Annotated in this window: 21 protein-coding genes; 4 read left to right on the forward strand and 17 right to left on the reverse strand. The window is 50.8% G+C overall.

The window, feature by feature from the left end; all coding sequences use genetic code 11:
* Positions 1 to 35: 35 nt before the first annotated feature.
* From AC50Y5_RS29765 to AC50Y5_RS29785, 5 genes are all read right to left on the reverse strand, one after another.
* Positions 36 to 323, reverse strand: coding sequence for an Fpa/YlaN family protein (locus AC50Y5_RS29765; RefSeq protein WP_056038636.1), 288 nt, complete (start codon positions 321 to 323; stop codon positions 36 to 38).
* Positions 324 to 458: 135 nt separating this feature from the next.
* A complete protein-coding gene (locus tag AC50Y5_RS29770) occupies positions 459 to 701 on the reverse strand; it encodes an HPr family phosphocarrier protein (protein ID WP_046230579.1) in 243 nt (80 codons plus the stop codon).
* 103 nt (positions 702 to 804) lie between these two features.
* Positions 805 to 1,920, reverse strand: a complete 1,116-nt coding sequence (locus AC50Y5_RS29775) for an aminopeptidase (protein WP_056038639.1) — start codon at positions 1,918 to 1,920, stop codon at positions 805 to 807.
* An 88-nt stretch (positions 1,921 to 2,008) separates the two neighbouring features.
* Positions 2,009 to 2,713, reverse strand: coding sequence for a hypothetical protein (locus AC50Y5_RS29780; RefSeq protein ID WP_494865089.1), 705 nt, complete (start codon positions 2,711 to 2,713; stop codon positions 2,009 to 2,011).
* 189 nt (positions 2,714 to 2,902) lie between these two features.
* Entirely contained in the window at positions 2,903 to 4,852 is a 1,950-nt protein-coding gene (locus AC50Y5_RS29785) for a sensor domain-containing diguanylate cyclase (protein WP_056039100.1), read from the reverse strand.
* Positions 4,853 to 5,230: 378 nt separating this feature from the next.
* Here AC50Y5_RS29785 and rpsD point away from each other — a divergent pair, with 378 nt between their 5' ends.
* Positions 5,231 to 5,830 carry a 30S ribosomal protein S4 gene (rpsD, locus tag AC50Y5_RS29790; protein WP_494865091.1) on the forward strand — a complete coding sequence of 200 codons (600 nt, stop codon included), beginning with the start codon at positions 5,231 to 5,233 and terminating at the stop codon, positions 5,828 to 5,830.
* 142 nt (positions 5,831 to 5,972) lie between these two features.
* On the opposite strand, the gene floT is transcribed toward rpsD, so the two are convergent.
* Both floT and AC50Y5_RS29800 read right to left on the reverse strand, forming a co-directional pair.
* Positions 5,973 to 7,541 (reverse strand): flotillin lipid rafts scaffold protein FloT, encoded by a 1,569-nt coding sequence (gene floT, locus AC50Y5_RS29795; RefSeq protein WP_494865093.1) that lies wholly within the window; start codon positions 7,539 to 7,541, stop codon positions 5,973 to 5,975.
* Between the two features lie 146 nt (positions 7,542 to 7,687).
* Positions 7,688 to 8,215, reverse strand: a complete 528-nt coding sequence (locus AC50Y5_RS29800) for an NfeD family membrane protein (RefSeq protein ID WP_056038647.1) — start codon at positions 8,213 to 8,215, stop codon at positions 7,688 to 7,690.
* Between the two features lie 282 nt (positions 8,216 to 8,497).
* Here AC50Y5_RS29800 and AC50Y5_RS29805 point away from each other — a divergent pair, with 282 nt between their 5' ends.
* Complete coding sequence (locus AC50Y5_RS29805; protein WP_494865096.1) at positions 8,498 to 11,623, forward strand: transglycosylase domain-containing protein; 3,126 nt, start codon at positions 8,498 to 8,500, stop codon at positions 11,621 to 11,623.
* Between the two features lie 95 nt (positions 11,624 to 11,718).
* Here AC50Y5_RS29805 and acsA read toward each other — a convergent pair whose 3' ends face one another.
* Positions 11,719 to 13,443 carry an acetate--CoA ligase gene (gene acsA, locus AC50Y5_RS29810; protein WP_056038654.1) on the reverse strand — a complete coding sequence of 575 codons (1,725 nt, stop codon included), beginning with the start codon at positions 13,441 to 13,443 and terminating at the stop codon, positions 11,719 to 11,721.
* A gap of 178 nt (positions 13,444 to 13,621) precedes the next feature.
* Here acsA and AC50Y5_RS29815 point away from each other — a divergent pair, with 178 nt between their 5' ends.
* The gene (locus tag AC50Y5_RS29815) at positions 13,622 to 14,257 is read left to right on the forward strand and encodes a GNAT family N-acetyltransferase (protein ID WP_056038658.1); all 636 of its coding nucleotides are present in this window, start codon (positions 13,622 to 13,624) and stop codon (positions 14,255 to 14,257) included.
* A 43-nt stretch (positions 14,258 to 14,300) separates the two neighbouring features.
* Positions 14,301 to 15,518, forward strand: coding sequence for an acetoin utilization protein AcuC (locus AC50Y5_RS29820; RefSeq protein WP_056038660.1), 1,218 nt, complete (start codon positions 14,301 to 14,303; stop codon positions 15,516 to 15,518).
* 153 nt (positions 15,519 to 15,671) lie between these two features.
* On the opposite strand, the gene AC50Y5_RS29825 is transcribed toward AC50Y5_RS29820, so the two are convergent.
* Genes AC50Y5_RS29825 through AC50Y5_RS29865 form a run of 9 tightly spaced genes read right to left on the reverse strand, consistent with a single transcriptional unit; the run spans position 15,672 to position 25,394 of the window.
* Positions 15,672 to 16,223: an NAD(P)H-dependent oxidoreductase gene (locus tag AC50Y5_RS29825; protein WP_494865099.1), complete on the reverse strand. Its 552-nt coding sequence runs from the start codon at positions 16,221 to 16,223 to the stop codon at positions 15,672 to 15,674.
* Between the two features lie 48 nt (positions 16,224 to 16,271).
* Positions 16,272 to 17,507, reverse strand: a complete 1,236-nt coding sequence (locus AC50Y5_RS29830) for an ATP-grasp domain-containing protein (RefSeq protein ID WP_494865101.1) — start codon at positions 17,505 to 17,507, stop codon at positions 16,272 to 16,274.
* A gap of 27 nt (positions 17,508 to 17,534) precedes the next feature.
* Positions 17,535 to 18,755, reverse strand: coding sequence for an MFS transporter (locus AC50Y5_RS29835; protein WP_494865103.1), 1,221 nt, complete (start codon positions 18,753 to 18,755; stop codon positions 17,535 to 17,537).
* Positions 18,745 to 19,680 (reverse strand): transketolase family protein, encoded by a 936-nt coding sequence (locus AC50Y5_RS29840; RefSeq protein WP_494865105.1) that lies wholly within the window; start codon positions 19,678 to 19,680, stop codon positions 18,745 to 18,747. The genes AC50Y5_RS29835 and AC50Y5_RS29840 overlap by 11 nt, the downstream gene beginning before the upstream one ends.
* Entirely contained in the window at positions 19,677 to 20,483 is an 807-nt protein-coding gene (locus tag AC50Y5_RS29845) for a thiamine pyrophosphate-binding protein (protein ID WP_056038674.1), read from the reverse strand. The genes AC50Y5_RS29840 and AC50Y5_RS29845 overlap by 4 nt, the downstream gene beginning before the upstream one ends.
* Positions 20,446 to 22,341, reverse strand: a complete 1,896-nt coding sequence (locus AC50Y5_RS29850; protein WP_494865107.1) for a M20/M25/M40 family metallo-hydrolase — start codon at positions 22,339 to 22,341, stop codon at positions 20,446 to 20,448. The genes AC50Y5_RS29845 and AC50Y5_RS29850 overlap by 38 nt, the downstream gene beginning before the upstream one ends.
* Positions 22,341 to 23,402: an N-acetyl-gamma-glutamyl-phosphate reductase gene (gene argC, locus AC50Y5_RS29855; protein WP_056038678.1), complete on the reverse strand. Its 1,062-nt coding sequence runs from the start codon at positions 23,400 to 23,402 to the stop codon at positions 22,341 to 22,343. The genes AC50Y5_RS29850 and argC overlap by 1 nt, the downstream gene beginning before the upstream one ends.
* Positions 23,399 to 24,721 carry a DegT/DnrJ/EryC1/StrS aminotransferase family protein gene (locus AC50Y5_RS29860; RefSeq protein ID WP_494865109.1) on the reverse strand — a complete coding sequence of 441 codons (1,323 nt, stop codon included), beginning with the start codon at positions 24,719 to 24,721 and terminating at the stop codon, positions 23,399 to 23,401. Before AC50Y5_RS29860 ends, argC begins: the two co-directional genes overlap by 4 nt.
* On the reverse strand, positions 24,711 to 25,394 hold the full coding sequence (locus AC50Y5_RS29865; protein ID WP_494865111.1) for a degT/DnrJ/EryC1/StrS aminotransferase: 684 nt from the start codon (positions 25,392 to 25,394) through the stop codon (positions 24,711 to 24,713). Before AC50Y5_RS29865 ends, AC50Y5_RS29860 begins: the two co-directional genes overlap by 11 nt.
* Positions 25,395 to 25,475 lie beyond the last annotated feature (81 nt).

The following is a 25,475-nucleotide window of genomic DNA, read 5'->3' on the forward strand; positions in this document are numbered from 1 at the left end:
CAGACAAAAAAAAAGGAGCAGGCCGCATGGTACGCCTACTCCTTTCTATTCAACGCTTCGTAAAGCTGAGCCAGATTGCGCTCCAAGCGACTTAGCAGCTCCTTGCCGCTATGCTCAGCGATCAATCCTGCGCGTACTGCAAAATCAATTTCCCGCGAGAATCCATACATCTGCGTGTCCAATACTTCCTCGTACAGCGGACATTGACGGGTCGTCAAGTTCTCCATCTGAACCTCAATCAATTTCTCTATTTTAGCCGCATCCTCCATAAGGAGACGAAGAGCTTTCTCATGCAATTGAACCGTGACTTCCGGTGAAGACATCGTTTTCCCCCCTAATGCGTGTACCCGCCGTCGTCTATACCCTTTATATTAGACGAAAAAGAGCCAATACACAAGGACAAAACAGAAAAGCGCCCCTTCGGCTAGCGAAGAGGCGCATGTACTGGTGTAACCTGTTTATTCAGAAACAACCGCAATATTCAGGTTATGCTTAGCGAAAACAGCTGCCATTGCGGCTTTTGCTTCCTCAGCATCTGGTCCGTGGACGTGAAGCTCGTAGGAGTGACCGCCTACCAGCGTAGTAAACAATCCCAAAATACTTTTAACATCAATATATTTGTTATCTGCTTGCAGAACGATTGATGAGCGGAATTGACCTGCTGCTTGGGATATTTCTACAATAGCTGCGTTGTTAGACATGGGGAACCCCTCCAATTAAATTAGTAAAGCTTACCTTCGAAATCATGATAACCTGAAATTAAAGATCGGGCAAGAGGCAAATTGTAAAACGCTTCTTTTTCATTTATTTCAAATTTTCGGAATTTAATGCCTCTAGCTCCGGAATAACGAAGTGCCCATCCTTGCGGATTAGCACATCATCGAAATAAATTTCCCCTCCGCCATACTCTGGACGCTGAATGAGCACAAGGTCCCAGTGAACGGACGATCGATTTCCATTGTCTGTTTCATCATAAGCGCGGCCCGGTGTAAAGTGCAGGCTTCCGGCAATTTTCTCATCAAATAAAGTGTCATTCATCGGGTGCAAAATATGCGGATTAAAGCCAATTGCAAATTCGCCAATATAGCGAGCGCCCTCATCCATGTCCAAAATCTCATTCAAGCGAGCCGTATCGCTGCTGGTCGCTTTGACGATTTTGCCATTTTCAAACGTGAAGCAAATGTCCGAGAAGGTTACGCCTGAATATACGCTGGGTGCATTGTAGGAAATGATGCCTTGTACCGAGTCGCGAACAGGGGCCGAAAATACTTCTCCATCCGGGATGTTGCGGTGGCCGGAGCATTTTTTGGAACCGATATTTTTAATGGAAAAAGTAAGATCTGTGCCTGGCGATACGATTCTGACGCGATCGGTTTTGTTCATCAAAGCCTGAAGCGGGTCCATCGCTTTGTCCATTTTGGCATAATCCAAATTACATACATTAAAATAAAAATCTTCAAACGATTCCGTGCTCATCTTCGCCAGCTGCGCCATGGATTCGTTCGGATAACGCATGACAACCCAGCGAGTGCGTTTTACCCGCTGATCCATATGTACAGCATCGCGATAAATTTGCTCATAAAGCCGCATTTTATCTTCTGGAACGTCGCTCATTTCATTGACATTGCCGCCAGCGCGAATGCCGATGTAAGCATCCATTTGCTTCATGCGCTGCAAATCATATTTCGTCCATTCTTCGATTTGCTCTTTGCTTCCGCTTCGCAGCAGCGTGCGCGTCACCGCAGGGTCTGTAATTTCTACAAAAGGTCTGCCGCCAAGCTTCGCTACCTCTTCAATTAAAGCTTTCGTCAGCTCGCGCTCCGAGCCGATCACTTCAATAAGTACATTTTCTCCTGGCTGAACACCGATGGAATAGCCTGCCAAATTGGCAGCTAGCTGCTGAATTCTTGGGTCACGCATGTTAAACTCTCCTCCAAATCATTGCTTCTCTATCGTTGATAAATACTACCAACTCCATCGTAACATGTTTAACAGGTGCGTGCATCCTTCATGGCGAAGTGGTGCCGTCAAAAGCGCTGAGCGAGATGTTCGTCGTCCGCTTCTCTGTAATCCGCTTTCCCTGCTTTTGATAAGCAAATGTCGTTTGCTCCTGCAACTGGAGCGGCACTAGCTTGCTGCGGTCGATCGTCAGCTCGTATTGCCCATCCACCTCTAAGGTGGACAGCATTTGCTTCAGCTCCTTATTGGACTTCTCATATGTGCGCAGCCATTCCTGCCGGAGAGCTCCTTCCTTAGCGGGAGCCTGGCTCGCGAGCGCCGCCATTTCTGCCGTCAAGCGCTTCTCCCACCGTTTCTTCGCTTTCCCCTTGTCTACGGCTGCATGAAGCACGAGATGCCCTTCTGCGGTTGCCGTCGTTTGAATACTTACCTTATTTGTCGCTTGCTGAATCTCCTTAAGCAGCTCAGCTGGCACGGCGTATTCGCTCTGGTCCGCAGCTGTTGCTGCATACGATTTGACCTGCTCATGGTCCACTACCTCTCCCGAGAAGCGCAGCGGCGAATAGCTCCAGCCATCTGCCCCAATAATGGAAGTAGTGCCGCTGAAGCTGTATTTATCCGTTGCCGCAAGTCCTGCTGCTGATAAAGAAAGCCATTGCTCCGGCGTTCGTTTGTCTGCCACATCCATGCAGCCGCTCAGCCATGCCGTGCATGCGAATAAAGCTAATAGAACAGCTAGCTTAATGGTTTTCATTTTTTCTTCCCTCCATAAGGTTGCTTTTGCTTTCTCTAGCTTCCCCGAAGCAGCAGGCTCCTTATTCCTTTCTGGGCTTCTATTATCTAATGAAGCAGGGCTGCAAAAAAAGAAAAAACGCCTGAGCAAAATGCCCAGACGCTTCTCCTATTTTTTTTCAAACAAAAATCTTATGTCTAATGCCTGCTTTTACCCCACGCCAAGACGAATACAGTTTCTTCCATTATTTTTTGCATCATATAAGGCCATATCTGCACGATAAAATAGCGATTCCACGCTGATTTTATCATTTTCAAACGTCCATTCCGACACGCCGCATGACACCGTCACTTTAGGATCCGTCTCCGCTTCCACAAGCAGACGAATACGTTCAGCAATTCGAAAAGCTTGTTCAGAACGAATGCCTGGCAAATATACGGCCAGCTCCTCCCCGCCCCATCGTGCAGCGATGTCTCCCTGCCTAATCGTAGTCCGTATAATTTCGCTCACTTGGATTAAAATACGATCCCCAACCTGATGGCCGAATGTGTCATTAATGCGTTTGAAATGGTCGACGTCGACGAGCACGAGTGAGCCTAACGGATCTTTGCGCTGACGGCTCTGGATTTGCTCGTTCAAGTAGTGGCGGGCATGCAGCCCCGTTAAATTGTCCGTAATAACCATGCGGCGAACCTCTGCATGCAGCGAAGCGTTCGTCACCGCCAAGGCAATATGTGTGGACATAATTTGGAGCAGCTTATAATTGTCGTAGGAGAAATAATGAGGGTTTTTATGCGTAACCATGATCACGCCCACTACTTCATCCTCAACCATAATAGGGGCAGCGATCAGCGAGCGGGAGCCAGTGTAATCCATCATTTTAGACGTTACGACACGGGTTTGCCAATAATCTGACAAAATAAGCGGTTCTTTCGTTCGGTTAATAATGCCGCTAAAGCCGTAATCCGGCACGAATTGCTCGCGTGCAAGCGTAGGAATGTTGCTGGACATGACATTAAATTGGTTGCGGTCTTTATCCAATTGGAGAATCGAGCAATAATCCGCTTCAAAAATATTAAGCAACTCATTCGTCGCAAACTTGAATATATCCTTAAGCTTCAGCGATTGATTCAGCCGTTTCGCCAGCTCATTAATGACGCGAAGCTCGTTAATGAGCAAATTGGACTGCTCGTACAGCTTGGCATTCTCAAATGCAGATCCCGCTGTATCCGCCAGCAGCACGAAGGCCGGCATATTCGCAATATCCCAGCGCTCAGCGTCAATCGAGATGCAGAGCACGCCGTAAGCCGCCTGCTTGCCGCTCATTGGAACTGCTAGGCGTATCGTGCCATCCCGCTCCTTCTGCGTCATCGGCTTGCCTTCCATGAAAGCTTTCGCAACAATGTCATGCGCTGTATTTTTAAAAATAAGCGGCTTGACGCGCGCGTCGCCATTCAAATGGTCTTGGGACAAATATAGATTGACTTCGGAGCTCGGGTAAAGCTGACCTAAACTGCTTAGCATTTCGGACAGTACGGCTGTAACGTCGAACTGATCATACAATCGCTTAGCTGCCAGAAACAGGGCATCGCGCCTATTGGCATCCTTCTCCGTTCGTTTTTGCTGGAGCATCAAATCCCGGACATATATATGTTCGAAAGAGCGGTAGAAGCAGCTGCGGAAATGAAGGGCACTAAGCCTTGCCTGCTGCTCAGCTTCGGCGGTACTGCTTGGGGCAATATGTATAAATATGCTGAATGGCTCGCCACTCGAGCGTTTGCGGACAGGAACAGCAGCAGCATGAGCAGGCGGCTCTCCAAACGTCACTGAAGCTGCGCAGCCAGACTCAGCTACTTGTGCAGCAAGCATTCGCAGCTCATCGCGCCACAACTCCGCCTGCCCTTTAACAGCACCCGCGCTATCAATTAAACGCAGCTCCCAGTCAAATAATAATGAGGCGCCCTGCACCGCTTCCGCTTCTTCGCTTGCCTCCCTGAACCATAGCTCGAAGCTGTCCTGAAGCAGCGGCATCATATATGGCCTGTCCGCATCGTTAATATCTTCGTGCATAAACCATATTTCAGGATGCAATTGCTCTACAGGAGCTGCAGCCTGAGCAAAGTGATCGTTATTATTCCCATCTCGGTTTCGATTGTTCATCTGCAACACCCAACCCTTCTGTCGGTCTAAACAAGGAGATGAGCAGTCATCTATGTATGAAGAAGATACCATCATCATACTTTATTTTTAAGAATATTGCACTAATTAACAGTTGGTTTATAGGCCTAAAGACTCTATATCATTCCCGATTAGCATAACAGGCTATTTTTCTTGACTTTCTGCTTGAATTTCATATAATATTAATTGTTGAATACATGGGCGTACGGTTTTGTGTCACCCTCGAGAATAAGTTCACTGACAGGCCTGCGGCTGAGGTGCTTGTTAGGCTCTAAGTTTTGACTTGAGCATTTGAGCTTGTTCCGCGAAACACAACCCCATCTTCAAAAATCCCATTTGTTGAAGGAGTTAACACGACGCATGTCACGTTATACAGGACCTAAATTTAAATTAAGCCGCCGCCTTGGTATTTCCCTGAGCGGAACTGGCAAAGATCTCAAACGTCCATTTCCACCAGGCCAACACGGCCCGAACCAACGCAAGAAATTGAGCGGCTATGGCGTTCAATTGCAAGAAAAACAAAAGCTGCGCCATATGTATGGTTTGAACGAGAAGCAATTCCGCAACTTGTTCGACAAAGCAGCTAAAATGAAAGGTATTTCCGGCGACAACTTCCTCGTGCTTTTGGAAAGCCGTCTGGATAACCTCGTTTACCGTCTTGGCCTGTCCAACTCGCGTGCTGGTGCGCGCCAATTGGTTTCTCACGGTCATATAACAGTTAACGGCAAAAAAGTCGACATCGCTTCTTACACTGTATCGCTTAACGACGTAATCGGCCTGCGCGAGCGCAGCCGTGGTCTGAAAACGATCAAAGAAGCTATGGAAGGCCGTCATCACCTGCCTAACTACCTTGAGTTTAACGACCAAGCGCTTGAAGGCAAGTACGTTCGTTTCCCAGAGCGTGCTGAGTTGACGCAAGAAATCGACGTTAAACAAATCGTCGAGTTCTACAGCCGTTAATAAGCTGAAACGCGCCGTCCTTTGGCGGCGCGTTTCATTCCGAGAAATATAGAGATAGGATAGTGTTAGAATATTCTTTCCTATATTTTAAAGGAAATCCCCGGTCATCTTATGATGGCCGGGGATTTTTTTGTTCACTTATTTAGGATGGGGTGTTCTCGTCTTGGCCCGATTCCTTAGAGGACAGCAATTGCATTAATGCCTCGCTCGTTGAGGAAGCTTTCGCCGGAACCGCGACAGCGGGCACTGGGGCAGGGACTGATGTATTTTTCGTCGTTAATCCCTTCATTAAAGCAAACACATCAATGCCCGCTACACTTTTCAGCATTTCTGGCGCTGTAGCCATCAAGGAAGTGACGTAATTGCTTAGACGCATCGCCCCTTCGCCATTGCCCGTATCCACAACGGTCAGCTTATCAATGCCTTTAATTGGCTCAGCGACCTTGCCTGCCAGCTCAGGCAGCATTTTCACAATAATGTCGAGGATCGCTGCCTCTCCAAACTTCTCGAACGCCTCTGCCAGCTTTTCTTTTGCCTTGGCTTCCGCTAGACCGCGCAGCCTGATCACTTCGGCTTCCGCTGTACCTTTGGCCCGCTCAGCATCCGCTACGGCCAAGCCATCCAGCCGCTTCTGCTCGGCCATCGCCTTCGCTTCCGCTTCGATGCTGTACTGCAGCGCATCCGCCTCACGCAGCCGTTTGGATTTCTCCCCTTCTGCCGCCTGCTCGACTGCATAACGATCGGCATCCGCTTTTTTCTTCACCTCAGCGTCGTATTGCTTCTCTCTACGCAAAATTTCTTTTGCTTCAAGGTCAATCTCCCGTTCTTTACGCACCAGCTCAACTTTCATTTGCTCTTCGACCACGCTCTGCTTCGCCCGAGCTTCTTGAATGGCGTAGGCCTGATCCGCTTCCGCTTTCGCGGTATCCTGGTCTTTTTTGAAGGAAGCGACTTTGAGCTCTTTCATTTTCTCTGCCTCCGCGATATTCGTATCCCGCAGCAGCTCGGCCTTCTGTCCTTCCTCTTCGGCACTCGCCTTCTTAATTCTTGCATCCCGCACCGCCTCAGCTTGTGCAATGTCTGCATCCCGCTTCACTGCCGCTATACGAGGCTTGCCGAGCGCATCCAGATAACCATGCTTGTCGCGCAAATCTTTAATCGTAAAGGAGACAATTTGCAGCCCCATCTTTTTAAGATCTTTGGCCGCCACGCTTTGTACCTCTTGGGCAAACCGATCGCGGTTGCGATATACTTCCTCTACCGTCATGGAACCTAGAATCGCCCGCAAATGCCCTTCCAGCACTTCCTGTGCCTCGCTCTTCAGCTCTTCTGTCGGCTTGCCCATGAACTGCTCGGCAGCTGTTGCGACATCCTCTACGATACCGCCGATTTTAATGATCGCGACGCCATCGGCCATAACCGGAACACCTTGCTCCGTATACACCTCTGGAGTAGACACATCAAGCTTATGGGAAAGCAAAGAAAGAAATTCAGCCTTCTGGAAGATTGGCAGTATAAAAGCGCCTCCTCCTCTGACGATTTTAATGCGGCGGCCGCTGTCATCTGTCATAACATTGCGGGTTCCAAGAAATGAGCCGGTTACAATCATCGCCTCATCTGGGCTAACGGTTTTGTAGCGAGCCCAGAACGCGAGTCCTAGTACGACGAATACAGCAACAACAATAATGGGAATAAGCAAAAATTCAGGCATAGTATCAAGCTCCTCTCTATTTGTCAAATAGCCAGTTATAACAGTGGATCAAGGTGAAGGTGAAACGGCCGAAAACCGTCCTCTGGCGGCGCGGCGCGTTTCATTCCGAGAAATATAGAGAAAGGATGGCGAAATCATATCCTTTCCTATATTTCAAGCTGAGACACATACAGCGTATGCTCCTTCACTTCAATTACGACAACGCGGACGCCGCTTGGAATCGGTTCGCCGTCAAAGCTTGCGGCAATTTGATTGGAAAATCCCGCTCCTGCCGGCATCAGCACCTCGCCGCATCCAATCGCCGGAATCGGTACCAATACTTCTCCAAGCCGCCCCGTGAAATCATGAATGGAGACGGCTGTTGAATTTTCGCTTTCGCTCATCGGCTTCACATATAGGAAATATACGCCTCCGCCTGCGACGATCGCGACTAATCCAGCAATGACAAGGACTATTCCAGCTGTCAGCGGTGAATATTGTTGCAGCAGCAGCCCTGCGCCGCCAAAGGCGGTAATACCGCCTACGAGCGAGGTTGGCTGAAGCCAGCCATACCCCTCGCTGGCGAGGAAATCGAGCGCTCCGTCAAAAGCAGAGCTTAGAAAATCGCCAAATATAACGCTTACAATTGCATAAAGCACGCCGCCAAACAGACAGCCCCAGAACAACGCCTCCACTTTGTCCTCCCCTTTCTGCAACCAAATGCTGTTATAACTGTTTTTATTTATTACGATAATTCCTTGGGATTTGTTTCAAAAAAATAAATAAGTCTACACAATTTGTCCCAAATGCTTTGCTATATTTCTTTTTTTCATACTAATTATTCCTTAGTTTTATGGGTATCACATATTTCGCGTATCCATAACATAGCAAATGAGTGAAGTCAATCATCTTCCCTCTTTTCGAAATGGTGTTTTATGCTATAATAGTTGGGTGTATTGGAGGAGGAGTTAATTCATATGCAGGAAGATCAACAACCATCATCATCCCGCAGAAGCGGCTGGCGCACATTTGGACTCGTTACATGGCTAACAGTAAAGTGGCTCTGTTACCTTGTCATATTCGTCGGTTTGCTAACGGGAGGAGCCGTAACGGGCTATGTGGCCTCTTTGGTTAAAGGAGAAGAAGTACGACCGCGAACCTTAATTGAAGAGAAAATAAACGAAAACTCAGTTACCGGCTTTGTCTTCTTTAATGATGATACCCTTATTGGACAGCTTCGTACGGAAGAAGATCGTATTCTAGTGGATTACGATGAGCTTCCCCCGCAAGTCATTAACGCCGTGCTTGCGATTGAAGACAATAATTTTGAAACCCATTATGGCGTCGATTTGAACGGTTTGGGACGGGCAGTCAAGCAAAAGCTGCTTAATGAAGATACGCAGACGGGCGGCAGTACGCTTACCCAGCAATTGGCACGACGCGTATTTTTAAGTCTGGACGTAACCGACAGCCGTAAAGTGAAGGAAATTTTTCTCGCTCTGCGGATGGAGCGCTACTTGACGAAGGAAGAAATTCTTGCAGCATATTTGAATAAAGTACCATTCGGAAATGGCTCAAGCGGCTACAATTTATATGGAATCAAGGCGGCCGCCAAAGGTGTTTTCGGCATTACCGATTTGAGCAAGCTGAACATTGCGCAATCGGCTTATTTGGCCGGACTGCCGCAGCGTCCTTCCGCTTATACCGCGTTTAACGGCAAAGGCCAGTTCAATGAAGGCGGCTTTGACCTCGCCATTGAGCGTCAGGCGACCGTGCTGATGCGGATGCTCCAAACCGGACGCATTACCCAGCAGGAATATGATGAGGCGAAAAAATTCGATATTCGCGGATCGCTCGCAAAGCCAGTAGCGAAAGCCTATACGACGTATCCTTATCTCATGCTGGAGGCAGAGCGCCAAGCGGCGGAAGTTATGCTCATGCAGCAGGACCCGACGCTAACCGTAGCCGATCTTCGCAAGAAGGAAAACGCCGATCTCATAGAAGAAGCGCGCGAGCATTTGCTCCGTGGCGGCTATCAGGTGCATACAACGATTGACAAAGACATTTATAAAATGATGCGTGATATCGGCAATGATCCGAGCAACTTCACTCCGGACAGCAAGGAGAAAGGCATTGAACAAATTGCTGCCGTTCTCGTCGATCACAAAACCGGAGCGATACTTAGCATGCTGGAGGGCCGTGATTTTTACGAGGAGCAAATGAACTTTGCCACTCAGATGACGCGGCAGCCGGGCTCAACGATGAAACCTATCGCCGCCTATTTGCCAGCCATTGATAAAGGGCTGATCCAACCAGCAAGCATTTTGGATGATGCACCGATTATTTTGAAAAACAGTGGTTCCAGCTATCATATTCCAAAAAATGCAAATAACCGTTACAGCGGCCTTGTTACCGCTCGCGAAGCGCTCAACCGCTCGCTTAACTTGCCAGCGCTGAAAATTTTCCTCGATGAGGTTACGATTAAGGAAGCCTGGAAGTTTACTAGAAAGCTCGGCATTACAACGCTGCAGCCAGAAGATGATGCCGCACAGACCGGCGTTCTTGGCGGACTCAGCATCGGGGTGTCTGTTGAAGAATTGACCAGCGCCTATGGCTCGATTCCGAATCAAGGTCTGTACAATGATTCTTACATGATCGCCAAAATTACGGATGCTAATGGAAAAATCGTCTATGAGCATCAGCACGAGCCAACTCGCGTCTTTTCCGAGCAGACCGCTTTCCTGATGACGGATATGCTTCGCACCGTTATTTCCAGCCCAAGCGGCACAGCGAATTCCTTGACTTCACGGCTTAAAAATTACGGTAAAATTCCGTACGCGGGCAAAACGGGCTCCACGCAAAACTACGGCGACGTCTGGTTTATGGGCTTCACCCCAGATGTCACGCTTGGCGTATGGGCCGGCTATGAGAAGCCGATCTACACGCTCGAAGGCGACAGCCGCAAGCGCGCCCGCGAAATTTGGGCGAAGATGATGAATCAGCTGGCCGATCAGAAGCCGGAGATGTTTGCAACCAAAGCGTTCAATCAGCCGGATGGCGTTGTTAAAGCAACTGTATCCAGTGCCAGCGGCAAGCTGCCGACTTCATTAACTAGATCAGCAGGCATGCTGGTAACCGACTGGTTCAACAAAAAATATATTCCTAAGCAAGCGGATGATGCCCTTGTGAATATGTCATTCATACGCTATAACGGCGTCAATTATGTCGCTCATGATGCAACACCATCTGATTTCATTTCGCAGCAGACGGTTATTAAGCGCAAGAAGCCGCTTGATGAGCTTATGGATGAAATCAGCAAAGTGCTTTCCCGCGTTCCGGCAAGCAGCCGCAGAGCGCTCAGCTATTACTTGCCTACGGATGCAGGCAAAAACGCGCCTTCCAAGGTCGATCCACGCAAGGATGACGGAAGTGCGCCAAGTGCACCGGGAAATGTGTCACTCACATCGATTGGCCAGGGCGTAGTCAGCCTTTCCTTCTCCGCTCCGGGCCAGAATGATGTCGTTGGCTTCCGGTTATATCAGGCTGTTAACGAAGGCTCCTTTAACAAAGTAGGAAATTCCATCCTGCTGGGAGATACTTACAGCGCGAGCTTTACCGTCAGTGCCAGCAATGGCTACAGCTTCTATGTAACAGCCGTGGATGTTGCCGGCAAGGAATCGGCACCAAGCCAAATTGTCCGCTTCGGCAAGGCGCCTGTCGCACCTGAAATCCCTGATCCGCTTAATCCGGGCCAGCCTCCTGAAGAAGGCGGCGATCCAGGACAAGGTCAAGGTCAAGGACCTGATGTTCGGCCAACGCCGGAAATCGGCTTGACTGCTCCAGCAGCTCCTGCTGGCCTTTCCGCGCAGGGCAATGAAACAGGGATTACCTTGTCTTGGCAGGCAAGCGCAGCTGGCGAGCAGGTCACGGTGTATCATGTGTATTTCGCCGCAGGCAACGATGGCAAATATGTGGAAGTAGGCTCTACCGCAGAGACGAGCTTCGTCTACGCCTCGCCGCTTTCGTCAGGAACGTTCTACGTGACAGCGGAGAACGCGGTCGGGCAGTCGGCTCCTTCCTCGAAAGCAAGCATTGGCGGTTAAACGTTATTTTTCACAGATAAATCGTTCTAAAGCAAAAGCTCCGGTTCCGCAACTAACGTTGCAGGAACCGGAGCTTTTTTAACTTAACACACAGCCTAATCCTCAATCGTAGATAAATCGCCTGTTGGCAAATTCAGCTCCCATGCCTTCAGCACACGACGCATAATTTTGCCGCTGCGCGTCTTCGGCAGCTTATCCTTGAATTCAATTTCCCGGGGAGCCGCATGTGCAGACAGGCCCACTTTCACAAACTGGGAAATTTCCGCCTTCAGCTCATCGGATGCTGTGTAGCCTTCACGCAGGGCGATAAAAGCTTTAATGATCTCGCCGCGCATCGGATCAGGCTTGCCAATGACGCCTGCTTCGGCAACCGCTGGATGCTCAACAAGCTTGCTCTCCACCTCAAACGGCCCTACTCGCTCGCCCGCTGTATTAATTACATCATCAATGCGGCCCTGGAACCAGAAGTAGCCATCCTCATCGATATAGGCGGAGTCGCCCGATACATACCAGCCCTCCAGATGAAAATATTCTGCGTATTTGGCTGGGTTATTATAAATTTTGCGCATCATCGAAGGCCATGGCGTGCGAATCGCCAAATTGCCCATTCGGAATGGCGGCAGCACATTGCCTTGATTATCAATAATCGCCGCTTCCACCCCCGGCAGCGGCTTGCCCATTGAGCCTGGCTTAATCGTCATCGACGGGTAATTGCAGATCAGCTGTCCACCCGTTTCCGTCATCCACCACGTATCGTGAATGCGCTGCTGATAAACCTTCATCCCCCAGCGAACGACTTCTGGATTGAGTGGTTCGCCCACGCTGAGCACATGACGCAAGCTCGACAAATCGTAGTTCAATACGACGTCATCGCCTGCTCCCATCAGCATGCGGAACGCTGTTGGCGCACTGTACCAGACGGTGACGCCGTATTTTTGAATGGTGCCATACCAATCCGCCGGGCTGAACCTGCCTCCTCTTACAACAATCGTAGCCGCATTCAGCCATGGGGCAAAAATGCCATAGGACGTTCCCGTTACCCAGCCCGGGTCGGCGGTGCACCAGTAAATATCATCCTCTTTCAGATCGAGGACAATCTGGCCTGTATATTTATGCTGAATCATTGCATTTTGTACATGATAGACGCCCTTAGGCTTGCCGGTCGAACCGGACGTATAATGCAAAATAAGGCCATCCTCGCGTCCGAGCCATTCGATCTCGCTATCGGTCGATGCCTGCTGCATCTCGGCGGCATAATCGACGATTACGTCATCCGTCTGCACCTCATCGCCGTAAACGATAATATGCCGCAGCGATGGAATTTCATCGCGCTTAATCCGGCTAAGCAGCGCTGGCGTTGTGATAATCGCAGACGCTTCACTGTCTTGCAGGCGGTCCTTGACTGCTGTTTCCATGAACGCTTCAAATAACGGGCCGATGACGGCGCCGAGCTTGAGCGCTCCGAGCACGCTGATATACAGCTCAGGCGTTCGCGGCATAAACACGAATACACGCTCGCCCTTCGTTATGCCGAGCCCCCGCAGCACATTCGCAAATTGATTCGATTGCGCTTGCAGCTGTCCAAACGTATAAGCCTCGTCGCGCGAGCTGTCGCTGTAATAAAGCGCAACCTTATCTCCTTTGCCTTCAGAAACGTGGCGATCTATCGCTTCATAAGCCATATTCACCTTTCCGGTCTGGTGCCAGCTGAACTGCTGCTCGATCGTTTCCCATCGGAAGGTTTTTACAGCTTCATCATAATCAACCAGGTTAGAATTATTGGCTATTGCTGGAATTCGCTCTTGATGTAGATCAGACATTCTATCACTCTCCCATCAAATCTATTACACCTTTACCGAGTGGAATACGCTTACATGGACGATTATAACATATCTGCTTTATTTTCGACCATGCTTTTCATTTGGCTGAATGTTTGCTATAACCATTAGTAGAACAAGCTTTACCATTTAGGCAGCACCACAGAGAGGGGAGTATGCCTTGCAGCATCGCAAACATTATCAGCAAGACAAAATCATACTCGAAGACGGCCGGGAGCTTGTGCTGGAAGGGCCTGTTCCCGCTGAGCAGCTATCACAGCTTATCATGCATCCAGACCTTGATGCGTTTCGCAGGCCTACCGAGCAGCATGAGGCGCTTGTGGAAATCGCCGCCTTGGAAGAAGGCCGCATTATTTTGACACGGGAAGCTGATTGCATCGTCGGTTATGTCACCTTCCATTACCCCGATGAGCTAGAGCGGTGGTCCGAAGGAAATATGATCGATTTGGTCGAGCTTGGCGCTGTCGAAGTAGCCAATGACTACCGCTCCTATGGGCTCGGCAAAAAAATGATCCAGCTCGCCTTCGCGGAGCAGCAGATGGAAAACCTGATTGTTTTCACAACGGAATATTATTGGCACTGGGATTTGAAAAGCACGGGTTTAAGCGTCTGGGAATATCGCACGATGATGGAAAAGCTCATGAAGTCTGTCGATATGATTTGGTACGCAACGGATGATCCGGAAATATGCTCTCATCCCGCCAACTGCCTGATGGTGCGGATCGGCAGCGAGGTGCCGCTGGCATCGATCGAACAGTTTGACCGCGTTCGGTTTCGGCAGCGGTTTATGTATTAAGGATAGATCGGCGTTATAGGCCGGAGGAGGACGTGATTCGTTTATGCCGTCAAATGCTATTTTTGTGCATCAGCCAGGCTGCTCGCTTTATAAATTTGGCGAGGAGCATCCTTTTAATCCGATCAGGCTGACGCTTACGGTTGACCTGCTTCAAGCACTGGGTGCGCTCCCCCAGAAGCATTGGCATGAGACGGACCGCCAAGCAAGCAGCCAAATGCTCGCGCTGGCGCATCGCCAGGACTACATAGAAGCGGTTAAACAGCTCAGTACGCAGACGCCAGCAGCGGAAGAACAAGACAGCTCCGGGCAATTTGGGCTTAATACGGAGGATACGCCTTTTTTCCCGGGCATGCATGACGCAGCGGCGGCTATCGTCGCTGGTTCCGTAGAAGCGGCGGAGCAGGTGATGAGCGGCAAGACGCTGCATGCTTATCATATGGCAGGCGGGCTGCATCACGCTTTTCCAGAGCGCGGTTCCGGCTTCTGCGTCTACAATGACGCGGCCGTAGCGATTAAGCATTTGCGGGAAACGTATAATGCGAGGGTGCTTTATATCGATACCGATGTCCATCATGGCGACGGGGTGCAGTGGATTTTTTACAATGATCCCGATGTGTGCACCTACTCTATCCATGAGACGGGCAAGTTTCTTTTTCCCGGTACCGGCTATGTGTATGAAAAAGGAACCGATGCGGGCATTGGCACGTGCTTTAATCTGCCAATGGAGCCTTATACGGAGGACGATTCGTGGCTGGAATGCTTCCGCTCCTCCATTACGAAGGTCGCGGCCGCTTTTAAGCCCGACATTATTATTAGCCAGCATGGCTGCGATGCCCACGCCTATGATCCGCTGTCGCATATTCATTGCAGCATGCGCATTTATAGCGAAATGCCTGCCATTATCCATGAGCTGGCCCATACGTTTGCGGGAGGCAAATGGGTCGCGCTAGGCGGTGGCGGCTATGACCTGTGGCGCGTCGTTCCGCGTGCTTGGGCACTCGTATGGCTGACGATGACCGATCACCCAATCGCCTTGGCGCTTGCCGGCAAAACGGGTGCGGGGCTCAAGGAAGCCGGGTTCACCCCTGAGAGCAATCTGCGACTGCCGCAGCAGTGGCTCGATAAATGGCAAGAAAGCAGCCCTAGCGGGCTGCCCGAATGGTGGCTGGATGATTTGGCGCAAATTCCGCCTATTCCCCGCCGTAGTGAAATTGAAGCCAAAAATCGTGCTATTTGTGAAATCGCAATACAGGATTTATAAGCTGGCGTGGCCGAACAGAGCGGGCTATCTATGAAAAACTGCGGGGTGAGAAGCTTTGAGGGAAAACTTAAGGGAAGCTTTCCGAGAAACGTTTAAGAGGCTTTCAAGGAAGCCTTCAAAAAAAACCTCCAAGCTTCCCCCGCTCGCTCTGCCTCAAAGCTCGAATGTCTTTTTCAAATGAGCCTCAAGCTTCGCTAAGCCATCATCCACATCAGGCTCGCGCATCGAAGAATAAAGCGAGAATGTAGGCAGCGGCTTCAGCCCGCAATACTCTTGGGTTTTATGTACGCTGAACAGCACCTCGTCCTCGCTTTTTCCTTCCAGGAAGCCCGCTGGATCGGAGAAAGCGCCAGCGGACGATCCCCAGGTGAGCGACAGCATATATTTTTTATCGGTGAGCAGCCCGCCCCGGCCAAACTTCGTCGCTTTGCCGAAAAAGATATTCGGCAGATAAATGTCGTCGATATATTTTTTAAGCAGGCCCGTAATGCTGAACCAATAAATCGGCGTCTGAAAAATAATGACATCGGCCCATTGGAATTTTCGAATCTCCTGCTCCACCTCATAGCCCTCTGCAACCGTTGTTGTCTGAACCGTATGCTGCGCAGAAAGCTGTGAAACCGCCGCGGCAACGAGTGTCTGGGTCAGCTTACCTTGCGCTCTGTCATAATAATCATGTCCGTTCACAATCAGAATGTTCGTCATCTGCTTGCAGTCCCCCTGTAGGTGTTTAAAATGGCAAGCTTGCTTAGGCTACTGATAGACCAGTTCTACCTTGCTTATTAAATCAAGTGCAGCCTGCTTCGCCTCCTGCGGCGTATCGGCCACGGTAATGACATAACCGAGCCTGTCATCCGAGCTTTTGGCTACGGAAATCTGGTCGCCTTGCTGAACCGATATATGCGAACGGACAATAGCGTCTCCCGGCTGCAAATGCTCAAGCCCTTCTACAGAGGCAACGGTGCCGTCCTTCTCGGCCAGCAAATAAGCGATCGCCGCCGCTCGGCTGCGGCTGGCATGAACATTGACAGGTTCTGCTAAATAATAATGCACAGTCGCTTCAAAAAAATCAACACCGAGCGCTTGAACGAGCAAATCGGAGGAAATATTGTCCCCACCAGGCCGGCCGTTCACCTCAATGATGCGCGGTCCTTGCTCCGAAAGCTTCACCTCGACATGGCTAGGGCCATCCGTAATGCCTATTGCCCGCAGCGCGCTTACCGCTGTTTCAATAATTTCCGCTTGCTTATCCTTATGCACGGAGGTAGGCAGCGTATGCGCCACCTCGACGAAATAAGGCAGCGGCGACGTTATTTTTTCAGTAACGACTGCAAATGCAGGCTCGCTATTTTCAAGGAAAATTTCCACGCTGAACTCCTGGCCATCCAAATATTCTTCAACCAAATATTCCTCTCTCACTTTGAAATCCATATACGTTACTTTAAAATCCGAGATGATCGCCATCGCGTCCTTCAGCTCATCCTGTCCGGAAATAAAATAAACGTTTTGGCTGCTTGCACAATTGGTCGGCTTAAGTACAATAGGATAGCCAATTTCACGAGCCGCAGCCTCCGCTTCCTCATAGGTTCTCACCTTCCTGTATTTTGCGCTGGGCACCCCAAACGCCTCATAGGCTTCACGGGCCAAATCTTTATTTCTTGATTTTAACGCCGCTTCATATGGCACGCTTCTAAGCCCCAGCCGCTCTGCCACCTTTGCCGTCAAATGCGAGGCATAATCTGTTGCCGGAATTAAAGCATCCAGTTTCCCGAAATACGCTGAGCTGCGGATCGCCTCGTAAACAGACTCTTCATCTCGAATATCCGCGACAATTAAATCATGGTAAATGCCCTCATAGCCATACGTACGCGGGTTATCCACAGAGGATACTATCGAAATCACGGTGCAGCCCTGCTGAAAGGCAGCTCTTGCGAAGCTCACCCCGTAGAAGCTCGGCTCAACAAAAGCGACGATTTTAGTTTCGGTCATATAACCATTCTCCTTTAGTTCATGAATTTATACTTCCAGCGTTTTTTTCGCCTTCACGCCGCTGCTTGCTACTAGCATCCGGTGCAAAATCAGCCCGACGAGCATCAGCACGCCCATGCAGAGAAAGCCGACAGCTGCGGAATAACGATCGATGAGCAAGCCCAGCGCCGAAGCGGATACCGTCTGCAGCAGCAGCGAAATGGCCATCCACACCGACATCGCCCGGCCCATGTACGACTTCGACACCGTCTCCATCAGCGTCGTCGTCATGACGATTCGCAGCGAAGAATTGCTGAGGCCGATGAGCACGCTGCCCAAGTAAAGGACAAACGCAAATGTGTTGAATGCGACGGCGATTAATACACCGAACGCTAGAGCGAAAAATAAAGCAATCGTCGTATTTTTCGATAATTTCGCGGCCAGCGGAGCGGCAATGAAGCCCGATAGCAGCCCGCCAATGCCATAAAACATATCCGACAGGCCAAACACGACCGAGTCGCCCTTTACGGCATCGCTCACATAACCCGGCAGCACGACATTATAAATCATCGTGGATACTAACGGAATAATAGCGATGACGCCGAGGAAAAAAATAAACGGGCGCTCAGCCAAATAGCTGAGTCCATTTTTAAAGCTGGAAACAAACGATTCTTCTTTATTTTCAACCGCAATCGCTTCATAGCTGACCCGGAACAGCAGCAGGCTGCTGACGATAAACACAAGGGCATTAATAAGCAGAATCACTTCGAAGCCCGAATATTTATACAGCACGCCCGATGCTGCGCCAGCCATAAACATGCCGACCTGCAGGCTGATTTCGATTAAGGAATTGCCCTTAATCAAGTCCTTCTCAGGCAGCAGCTCCTGCACCAGGCTGCGGGAAGCCGACATATAGATGGTCCAGCCCATCCCATTTACGATCGTAAATAAATACAAATATTCAATGCGAAATCCAGTCCATAAAAACAAGCCCATAATAGCCAGCACAGCTGCCGCCCGGATAAAATACGTCCACTGAATAATCGCTTTGCGATTAAACTTGTCAGTCAAGCTGCCCACAAAAGGCGAAATCAGAAAGCCGGCGATCACATTCAGAGACAGCATAAACCCGATTGCGCTGATGGAGCCCGTCTCGTCCATTAGAAACCAGTTGGCGCCAATGGTGCTCATTCCTACTCCAAAGCCGGATATAATGTCCGAGAGAAAAAAATAACGGAATTTCGCTGGCCGCAGCACACTAAAAATCATCGGCATCTCCTCCGAGCTCTGCGATCTGCCTTGTCAGCGCTTCATAGCCAAAGCCTAAATAATGCAGCACATCAGCATGGCTGCCGCCATACATCGGCCATTCCTCGCCGCAATCATGCGAGTAGACCTGGCTCTCCGGCAGCAGCAGGGCGAGACTTGACGCTGTACCGCCAGCAGCCCGGTGCTCCTCTACAACGAGGAACGTTCCCGCTGCCGCTTGCAGCTCCGCTTTGTAGCGCTTCAAGCTGTCGCGGTCGACATAGCAAAGATGCGCATGATTGACCCGCTCATTTTCCTGATAAATCCGGCTGCATATTTCAGTAGCCTGCTCGCCAATCGACACCAGGCACAGCGGCGCATCGCTGCGGACAGCGCCTTCGAACAGCAGCTCGCGGCAGCTGCTTGACTCATCACGGGCGAGGCTGTCGAACTTGTCATTGCGCGACAGGCGGATGTAATAGGGCTCCTTCGCCGCTGCGGCCTCCTGTACGACCCGCCGCGTCTCCGCTTCCCCATGAGGACAGGCGATACGGATGTTCTGGAACGTCTGGATAACTGCAATGTCCTCCAGACAATGATGCGTTGTCCCGAACCAGCCGCCCGATACACCGCCGTAAGCGGCGACGATTTTAATATTTTCACCCATATACCCTAGCGCCAGCTTCACGCCCTCTGCTGCCCGCAGAGCAGCAAATGACGCAAAGGTCGAGAAAAACGGCACGAAGCCTGCCTTCGACAGCCCCGCAGCAATATCTACGCTGGCGAGCTCTGCTATGCCTAGATTGAAGAAACGATCCGGAAAGCTTTGCTGAAAAGGATGCTCTTTACCACCCAAGTCCGCCTCCAAGCAAATAATGTTCCCATTATCCGCTGCCAGCTTCGTTAATTCATCTTTGTAGGCCTCTCTTGCTGCCAAGCTGCTCATTGCAAGCCCCTCTTCCATTTCAGCGCTATTTTCTCGGAAATTTTGGCATAATGGGCATGCGGATTGCCTTCAATGGCAGCTACGCCCTTGCCCTTCACCGTGTGGGCCAAAATCGCCAGCGGCTTCTCCCCGTCCGGCTCCAGCGCTGCAATAATTTGCCCCAGATCATGGCCGTCGATCTCCTTCACCTGAAAGCCAAACGCTTCAAAGCGCTCCCGCAAATTCGGCAGCGGCGATATGTCGGCTAGCAAGCCGTCGTTCTGACCTCCGTTGCAATCGACGACATAAATAAAATTCGTAATGCCCTTCGCCTGCACGAGCTGTGCCGTTTCCCAGCACAGCCCTTCCTGAAGCTCGCCATCGCCGCCAATGGCAATGCCGAGCCCACTCGTACGCCGCAGCTTTTGTCCGAGCGCCCAGCCAGCTGCATAGGCTACCCCGTGACCGAGACTGCCCGTCGCAAATGGGATGCCAGGCAGCTTCGGGTTGGGATGCCCGGTGAATAGCGAATCTGCCCCGCCGTAGGAGGCTGCTGGATCATCCGATAAAATTCCGTACTGGTAGAGCGCTGCATATAATGCCGCTGCGGAATGACCTTTGCTCAGCACGATGGCCGTATTCTCGTCCTGATGATATTTTGCATAGGCGCCTATGAGCAAATCGATGACCGACAAGCTGCCGCCGATATGGCAGCCTGTCTCACGAGCCGCCATATCGATAATAGAGCTGCGCGCAGCCTGCGCCTTTGCTAGCAATTGTTCAAACTCAGCTGAATGACTTGCCGACTGTACCAACGTACCCATAGGAACCCTCCTCCGATCGCAGGCGATACCATTCCTCAATTGCTCCCCGCAAAATCGCTCGCGCGCCATGCACCTCGCTGAGCTGCAAATACTCCTCATTCGTATGGTCGAGGCTCGCATCACCTGGGCCGTAAGCGACCATTGGTACGCCCTCCCAAGTCGTAGCCAGCGTATTCATATCGCTTGTTCCACGCTTTTTAATATAATGAATCGCTTTCCCCTTACTCGCAAAGCTGCGTACAAAGGCTTTCACTAATGGGCTGTTTCGCGGATTTGCGAAGCCCGGCGTAGCCCGCAGCACCGTTACAGAAACCCCATCGCCATAATCAAGCTGGATCTGCTTCGCATACTCCTTGCCCGCATCAGGGGAAATCCGAAAATTTAAAATGCCCACAGCACTAAGTATTCCATTATGATTACTATGTTTTATATCAATAAGAGATGACAGATGGTTCGGGTCAACGCCCCCTACCTGCTGCCGGATATCCGCCACAATCGTATAAAGCTGATCCAGCACGCTAATGCTGTCCTTGCCGGCGGAATGCTCCTGCGGCTTGCTTATGGCGATACTCAGCTTATATAGTCCGTAGTAGCCTAAGGTCAAGCTGTCCTCCCCGCTCGGCTCGCCGATAATGACCGCATCCGCCCGGTAATGATCCCTGACATAGAAGGCCCCCTTGGACGAAGATACTTCCTCCTCCACCGCTCCAATGACGAGCAGCGAGCCATCCTCTGGCACCTTGGCCTCATAAAGCATTTGAATGAAGCTGAGCAGGCTGCCCTTGGCATCGACCGTTCCCCGGCCAGAAATTCGCTCCTCATCGCATGTAACAGGCCAATTATAGGGCACGGTATCCAGATGGCCGAGCAGCAGCAGCTGATTAGGCCCGTTGCCTTTGCGGAACACCACATTGCCCGCCTCATCGACAAAGCCGTTTACCTCTGGCAGTTGAACCGCATTCAGCAAATAGTCGGCAAGCTCGGACTCGTCGCCGGACACCGATGGAATTCGAATTGCTTTTCTAAGCAAATCCGTTCCGTTTGCATCCCGCTGCATATTCCAAAACCATGTTTTGCCTGTGCCCGGCCGATTCAGCGAATGGGGGCCCGTTATGCTTACGTCGCAAATGCCTTTGCTGATGGCATGATTCGCCGCCCGTACCTTTTGCTTCATCCGTCCTTTGATGGAATGAATGTCATCGCCCAAGTAGACGTCGGATATCGTAGAAGCTGGTTCATCCACATTTTCCAAAAGCCCTGCCGTGCCTGTCACAAATCGCAAATGCTCGGCTGCAAGCTCGGTTGCAAGATGAGCGGCCAGCATGTCCGCATCGATGTTAATATATTCGCTTAGCTCACGGTCATAAATAGGCGGTGTCAAGCATACGACATCAAATACCTGCAGGGCGCCCTGTAGAAAATCGACGTTGCAGCCTGTAAAAGAGCCGAACAGGGAATCGCGAACGATAACCGTTTTGCCATCCTTGACCGCTTTAACCGGCTTCGATTTTTGTCCAAATACAACCTCGTTGTCGCCGCCAATTTGGGCGAATACTTTAAGCTGGTAGCTTTTTAATTGCTCATGGACCTTCGCCAAAATAAACTCCTGATACGCCGCCCGAATGAGCGGCATCTCCGATGGAGAGCAGTACCGCGCCTCATCTCCATTCGCTAAAGCGAGAACCGGAATGCTCCGGTTCAGCTGCTCGTATTTTTGCCGGATGCCTTCAGCTCCACCCGCTACGAGCAGAACCTTTTTCCCTTTTTGCACCAGATCATTGAGCTCGGCAAACACTTCGGGATGGTGCATAATGGTGCTGCTCCCGAGCTTAATGACGTACAAGCTCTGGCTTGACATTAAGGCCACGCCCCCTCTAGCTCAAATTGTAAGCCTGCCTCCTCCGCAATGCCGCTGTACAGGTTCGCCGCCTGAATCGCCTGTCCCGCCGCTCCTTTAATCAAGTTGTCGATCGAGGCAATCGAGACGCAATTGCGCCCCTCTACATAAGCGCCGACTTCAGCGTAATTCGTCCCGGCTGTCGTTTTGATCATCGGATACGAATAGGAGCCGTTTTTGGAATTGAAATAATGGACAAACGGCTTTGCCGCGTAAGCGCCATAAAATGCTTTTTTCACATCGATTTCGCTCGCATGCTCTTTCAGCAAGGAGTAGGAGGTAACGAGAATGCCCCGCGGCAAATCCAGGCTGTGTACGGAAAATTGCAGCTCCACGGAACGTTCCAGATGCTCCTCCAGCGCAAATTCGATTTCCGGCCTGTGGCGATGCCCATGCACTTTATAAGGACGGAAGTTATGGGCGCGCTCCGCGTGATGCTCCGTGCTCGCCTTGCCGCCGCCGCTGGAGCCCGTCTTGGCGTCCGAGATGACGCGCGGCTCAATCAGATTAGCTGCCAGCAGCGGAAACAGCGTATAAATCGTTGCGACCGCCATGCAGCCAGGCAAATTGACGACCTTCGCCTCCAAATTAATATCGCTGAACTCTGGAATAAAATAATGGCTGCCCCCTTGCGCCGGATGGCTGAGGCTCTCTGGATAATACTGCCGCAGCAGCTCCTGATCGTTCAGGCGATAATCGCCGCTGACATTAATCACATATTCGGCATGCTCGGCAATATGGTCGATATGTCGGGGCAATACCCCGGTCGGCAGACAGGAAAAGATGAAATCATAATGTCCAGAAAGCGAAGCCAGCTTTTGAAACTTTCCGCCATCCGCCCGTTTCTGGCGCGCCGACGAAACAAAAAATTTATCCAGCGGCAGCCCCGCCTTCGATTCCGAAGATACAAAATCAACTTTGAAATAAGGATGGCGTTTCAACAGGCGATAAAGCTCCCCGCCTGTAAAGCCATTGCCGCCCAAAATGGCGACGCGCTTCACGCTGCTCCTAGTTACACTCATCCGAGCCTCGCATCCCTCTCATATGATTTTTTGGCCGCCGTGTTCTGAAGCACGAGTTCACGAATAATCGCCGGGTTCGCATCAATTTTCTGAAACGCCAGCGCATAGGCGGCTATGCGCTCATATTCAATGGGTGAGCGAAGCTCTCGGCAAATAGTCAGCGTTGAGCGCAGCATGCCCAGCGTCTCGGGGAAGCGGTCGATATGATAACCAAAGTCTTTGCGCTCGGACAGCGTAAAGGGATACCCTCTGCCGAACCCTTTGCGATTTTGAAACGGCAGATGGCCCGGTATCGGCACGTTTTGCCATTCCCGTGCAAAGACGCCTTCGCTCGATGCCAGCTCTTGAATGGCCTCTTTCACCTGATAATCCGGCAAATCTCCCAGTCCCGCCGCTTCCGGGTCCAGCTTTATTCGGTACATATTGTAGCTATGCTTATGTCCCTCAGGCACATGCGGACCTTTAAACAGCTTCGTTTGCGTTAAAATATTCGTTAAATAGCTCGCATTTCTCGCCCGGATCGCATCGTAATACGGCAAACGATCCAGTTGGCTAATGCCAAATGCCGCAGCGATCCAAGACATGCGGTAATCAATGCCTGTCTCCTGCAAAAAACTCAAAGCCCGCTCATAATCCTCCCGGTCCTTGAAGAAGGCGATGCCCCCCTCTCCGCCTACAGGAAAGTTTTTGTCCGCCATTAGACTCTGCCCCGCTCCATCGCCGATAGATCCGCACAGCTGGCCGCCAATGGAGGCCGAATGCGCATGGGAGGCATCCTCCACCAGCCGCAGCTCATGCTTGTCAGCGAGTGCCCTGAGCTGCGCCAAATCAGCTGGCAATCCATGGACATGGACAGGCATAATAACCTTCGTCCTCGCCGTGATCGCCTGTTCCACCAGCGCAGGATTCAAGTTATAGGTCAGTGGATCAATATCCACAAATACAGGGATCGCTTTTGCCGCCACAACGGCCTGTGCGGTCGCAATAAACGTAAACGCCGGAATGATGACCTCATCCCCGGGCTGTACGCCAACACCAACGAGCGCCAGATGCAGGCTTGACGTCCCGCTTGCCGTAGCGATCGCATAATTCGCCCCAACGTAGCTGCGGTATTTTTCCGTAAACTCATGAATCACTTCTTCCGGGCTTTGCTGAATGGACACTAGCATTTGAACGATATCTTCTTTCGTAATGGAAGGAAAGGTCGTCTTCCGGCTATCCTCGGGAATGACGGCTGGGCCTCCATAATAAGCAAGCTGCTCGTTAATCCAGGCTTCCGATGGCAAGCTCAGCGGCTTGCGGATAAAATCAGTTTTCATAGCCGCTATTCCTCCTTAGAAGCGATAATTTGACGCATGCCGCCACAAGCGGGCTGAGCCTGTAGTTAAACTGTGCGCCTGGCTGAATGTCCGGCTCCGCCTCCTCCTGCGTCCACATCGTCTTCAAATCGAAGGCGCCGAATATTTTCAGACGCTCCGCCTTGGTCCATACGCTCTCGTCATTTACCGAAATTGAGGCGCAGGGGCCGAAGCCAAGCTCCGTGAAATCCAGCACCATCACGGGTGCTTTGTGCAGCTTAGGCTGTAGCTCTTGCTCAATGCGGGGCAAGTTATCCCACGTCACCGTTACCTTCTCGAAGCCTTGCTGCACATCAGAGTCCGTGACCAGCCCTACTCCGAGCCAGCTTGCAAAACGCTGATCCTGCTCGCTTGCTTCCTCCAGGCGCGTCAGCGAGCCATGGACGATATCCTGTCCCCAAAGCGCGGCATGCACCGCGCCCGTGTAGCTGTTGAACAAGGAAACATATTTGCTTTGTGTCAGCTTGCCGATGCTTTTTTCTAGCCCCTTGAGCTCACTCTCATTTTTTTCAATACTCATGATGACGCCCGAATTCAGCACACGGGATAAAACAAAGGAAAGAGAAAAATATTGCTCCTTTTTGATTACTGGTGTCACCTTCTCTGGAGCTGTAATAATTGTCGTATGGGCCATCGCCGATTCTCCTTTATCCGTAGCTTGTTTTCGTGGTTCATGGTTCATGGTTCGTCGTTTAACTGGAACTCGATCATCTAA

This window comes from Paenibacillus sp. JT22N7, assembly GCF_059383875.1.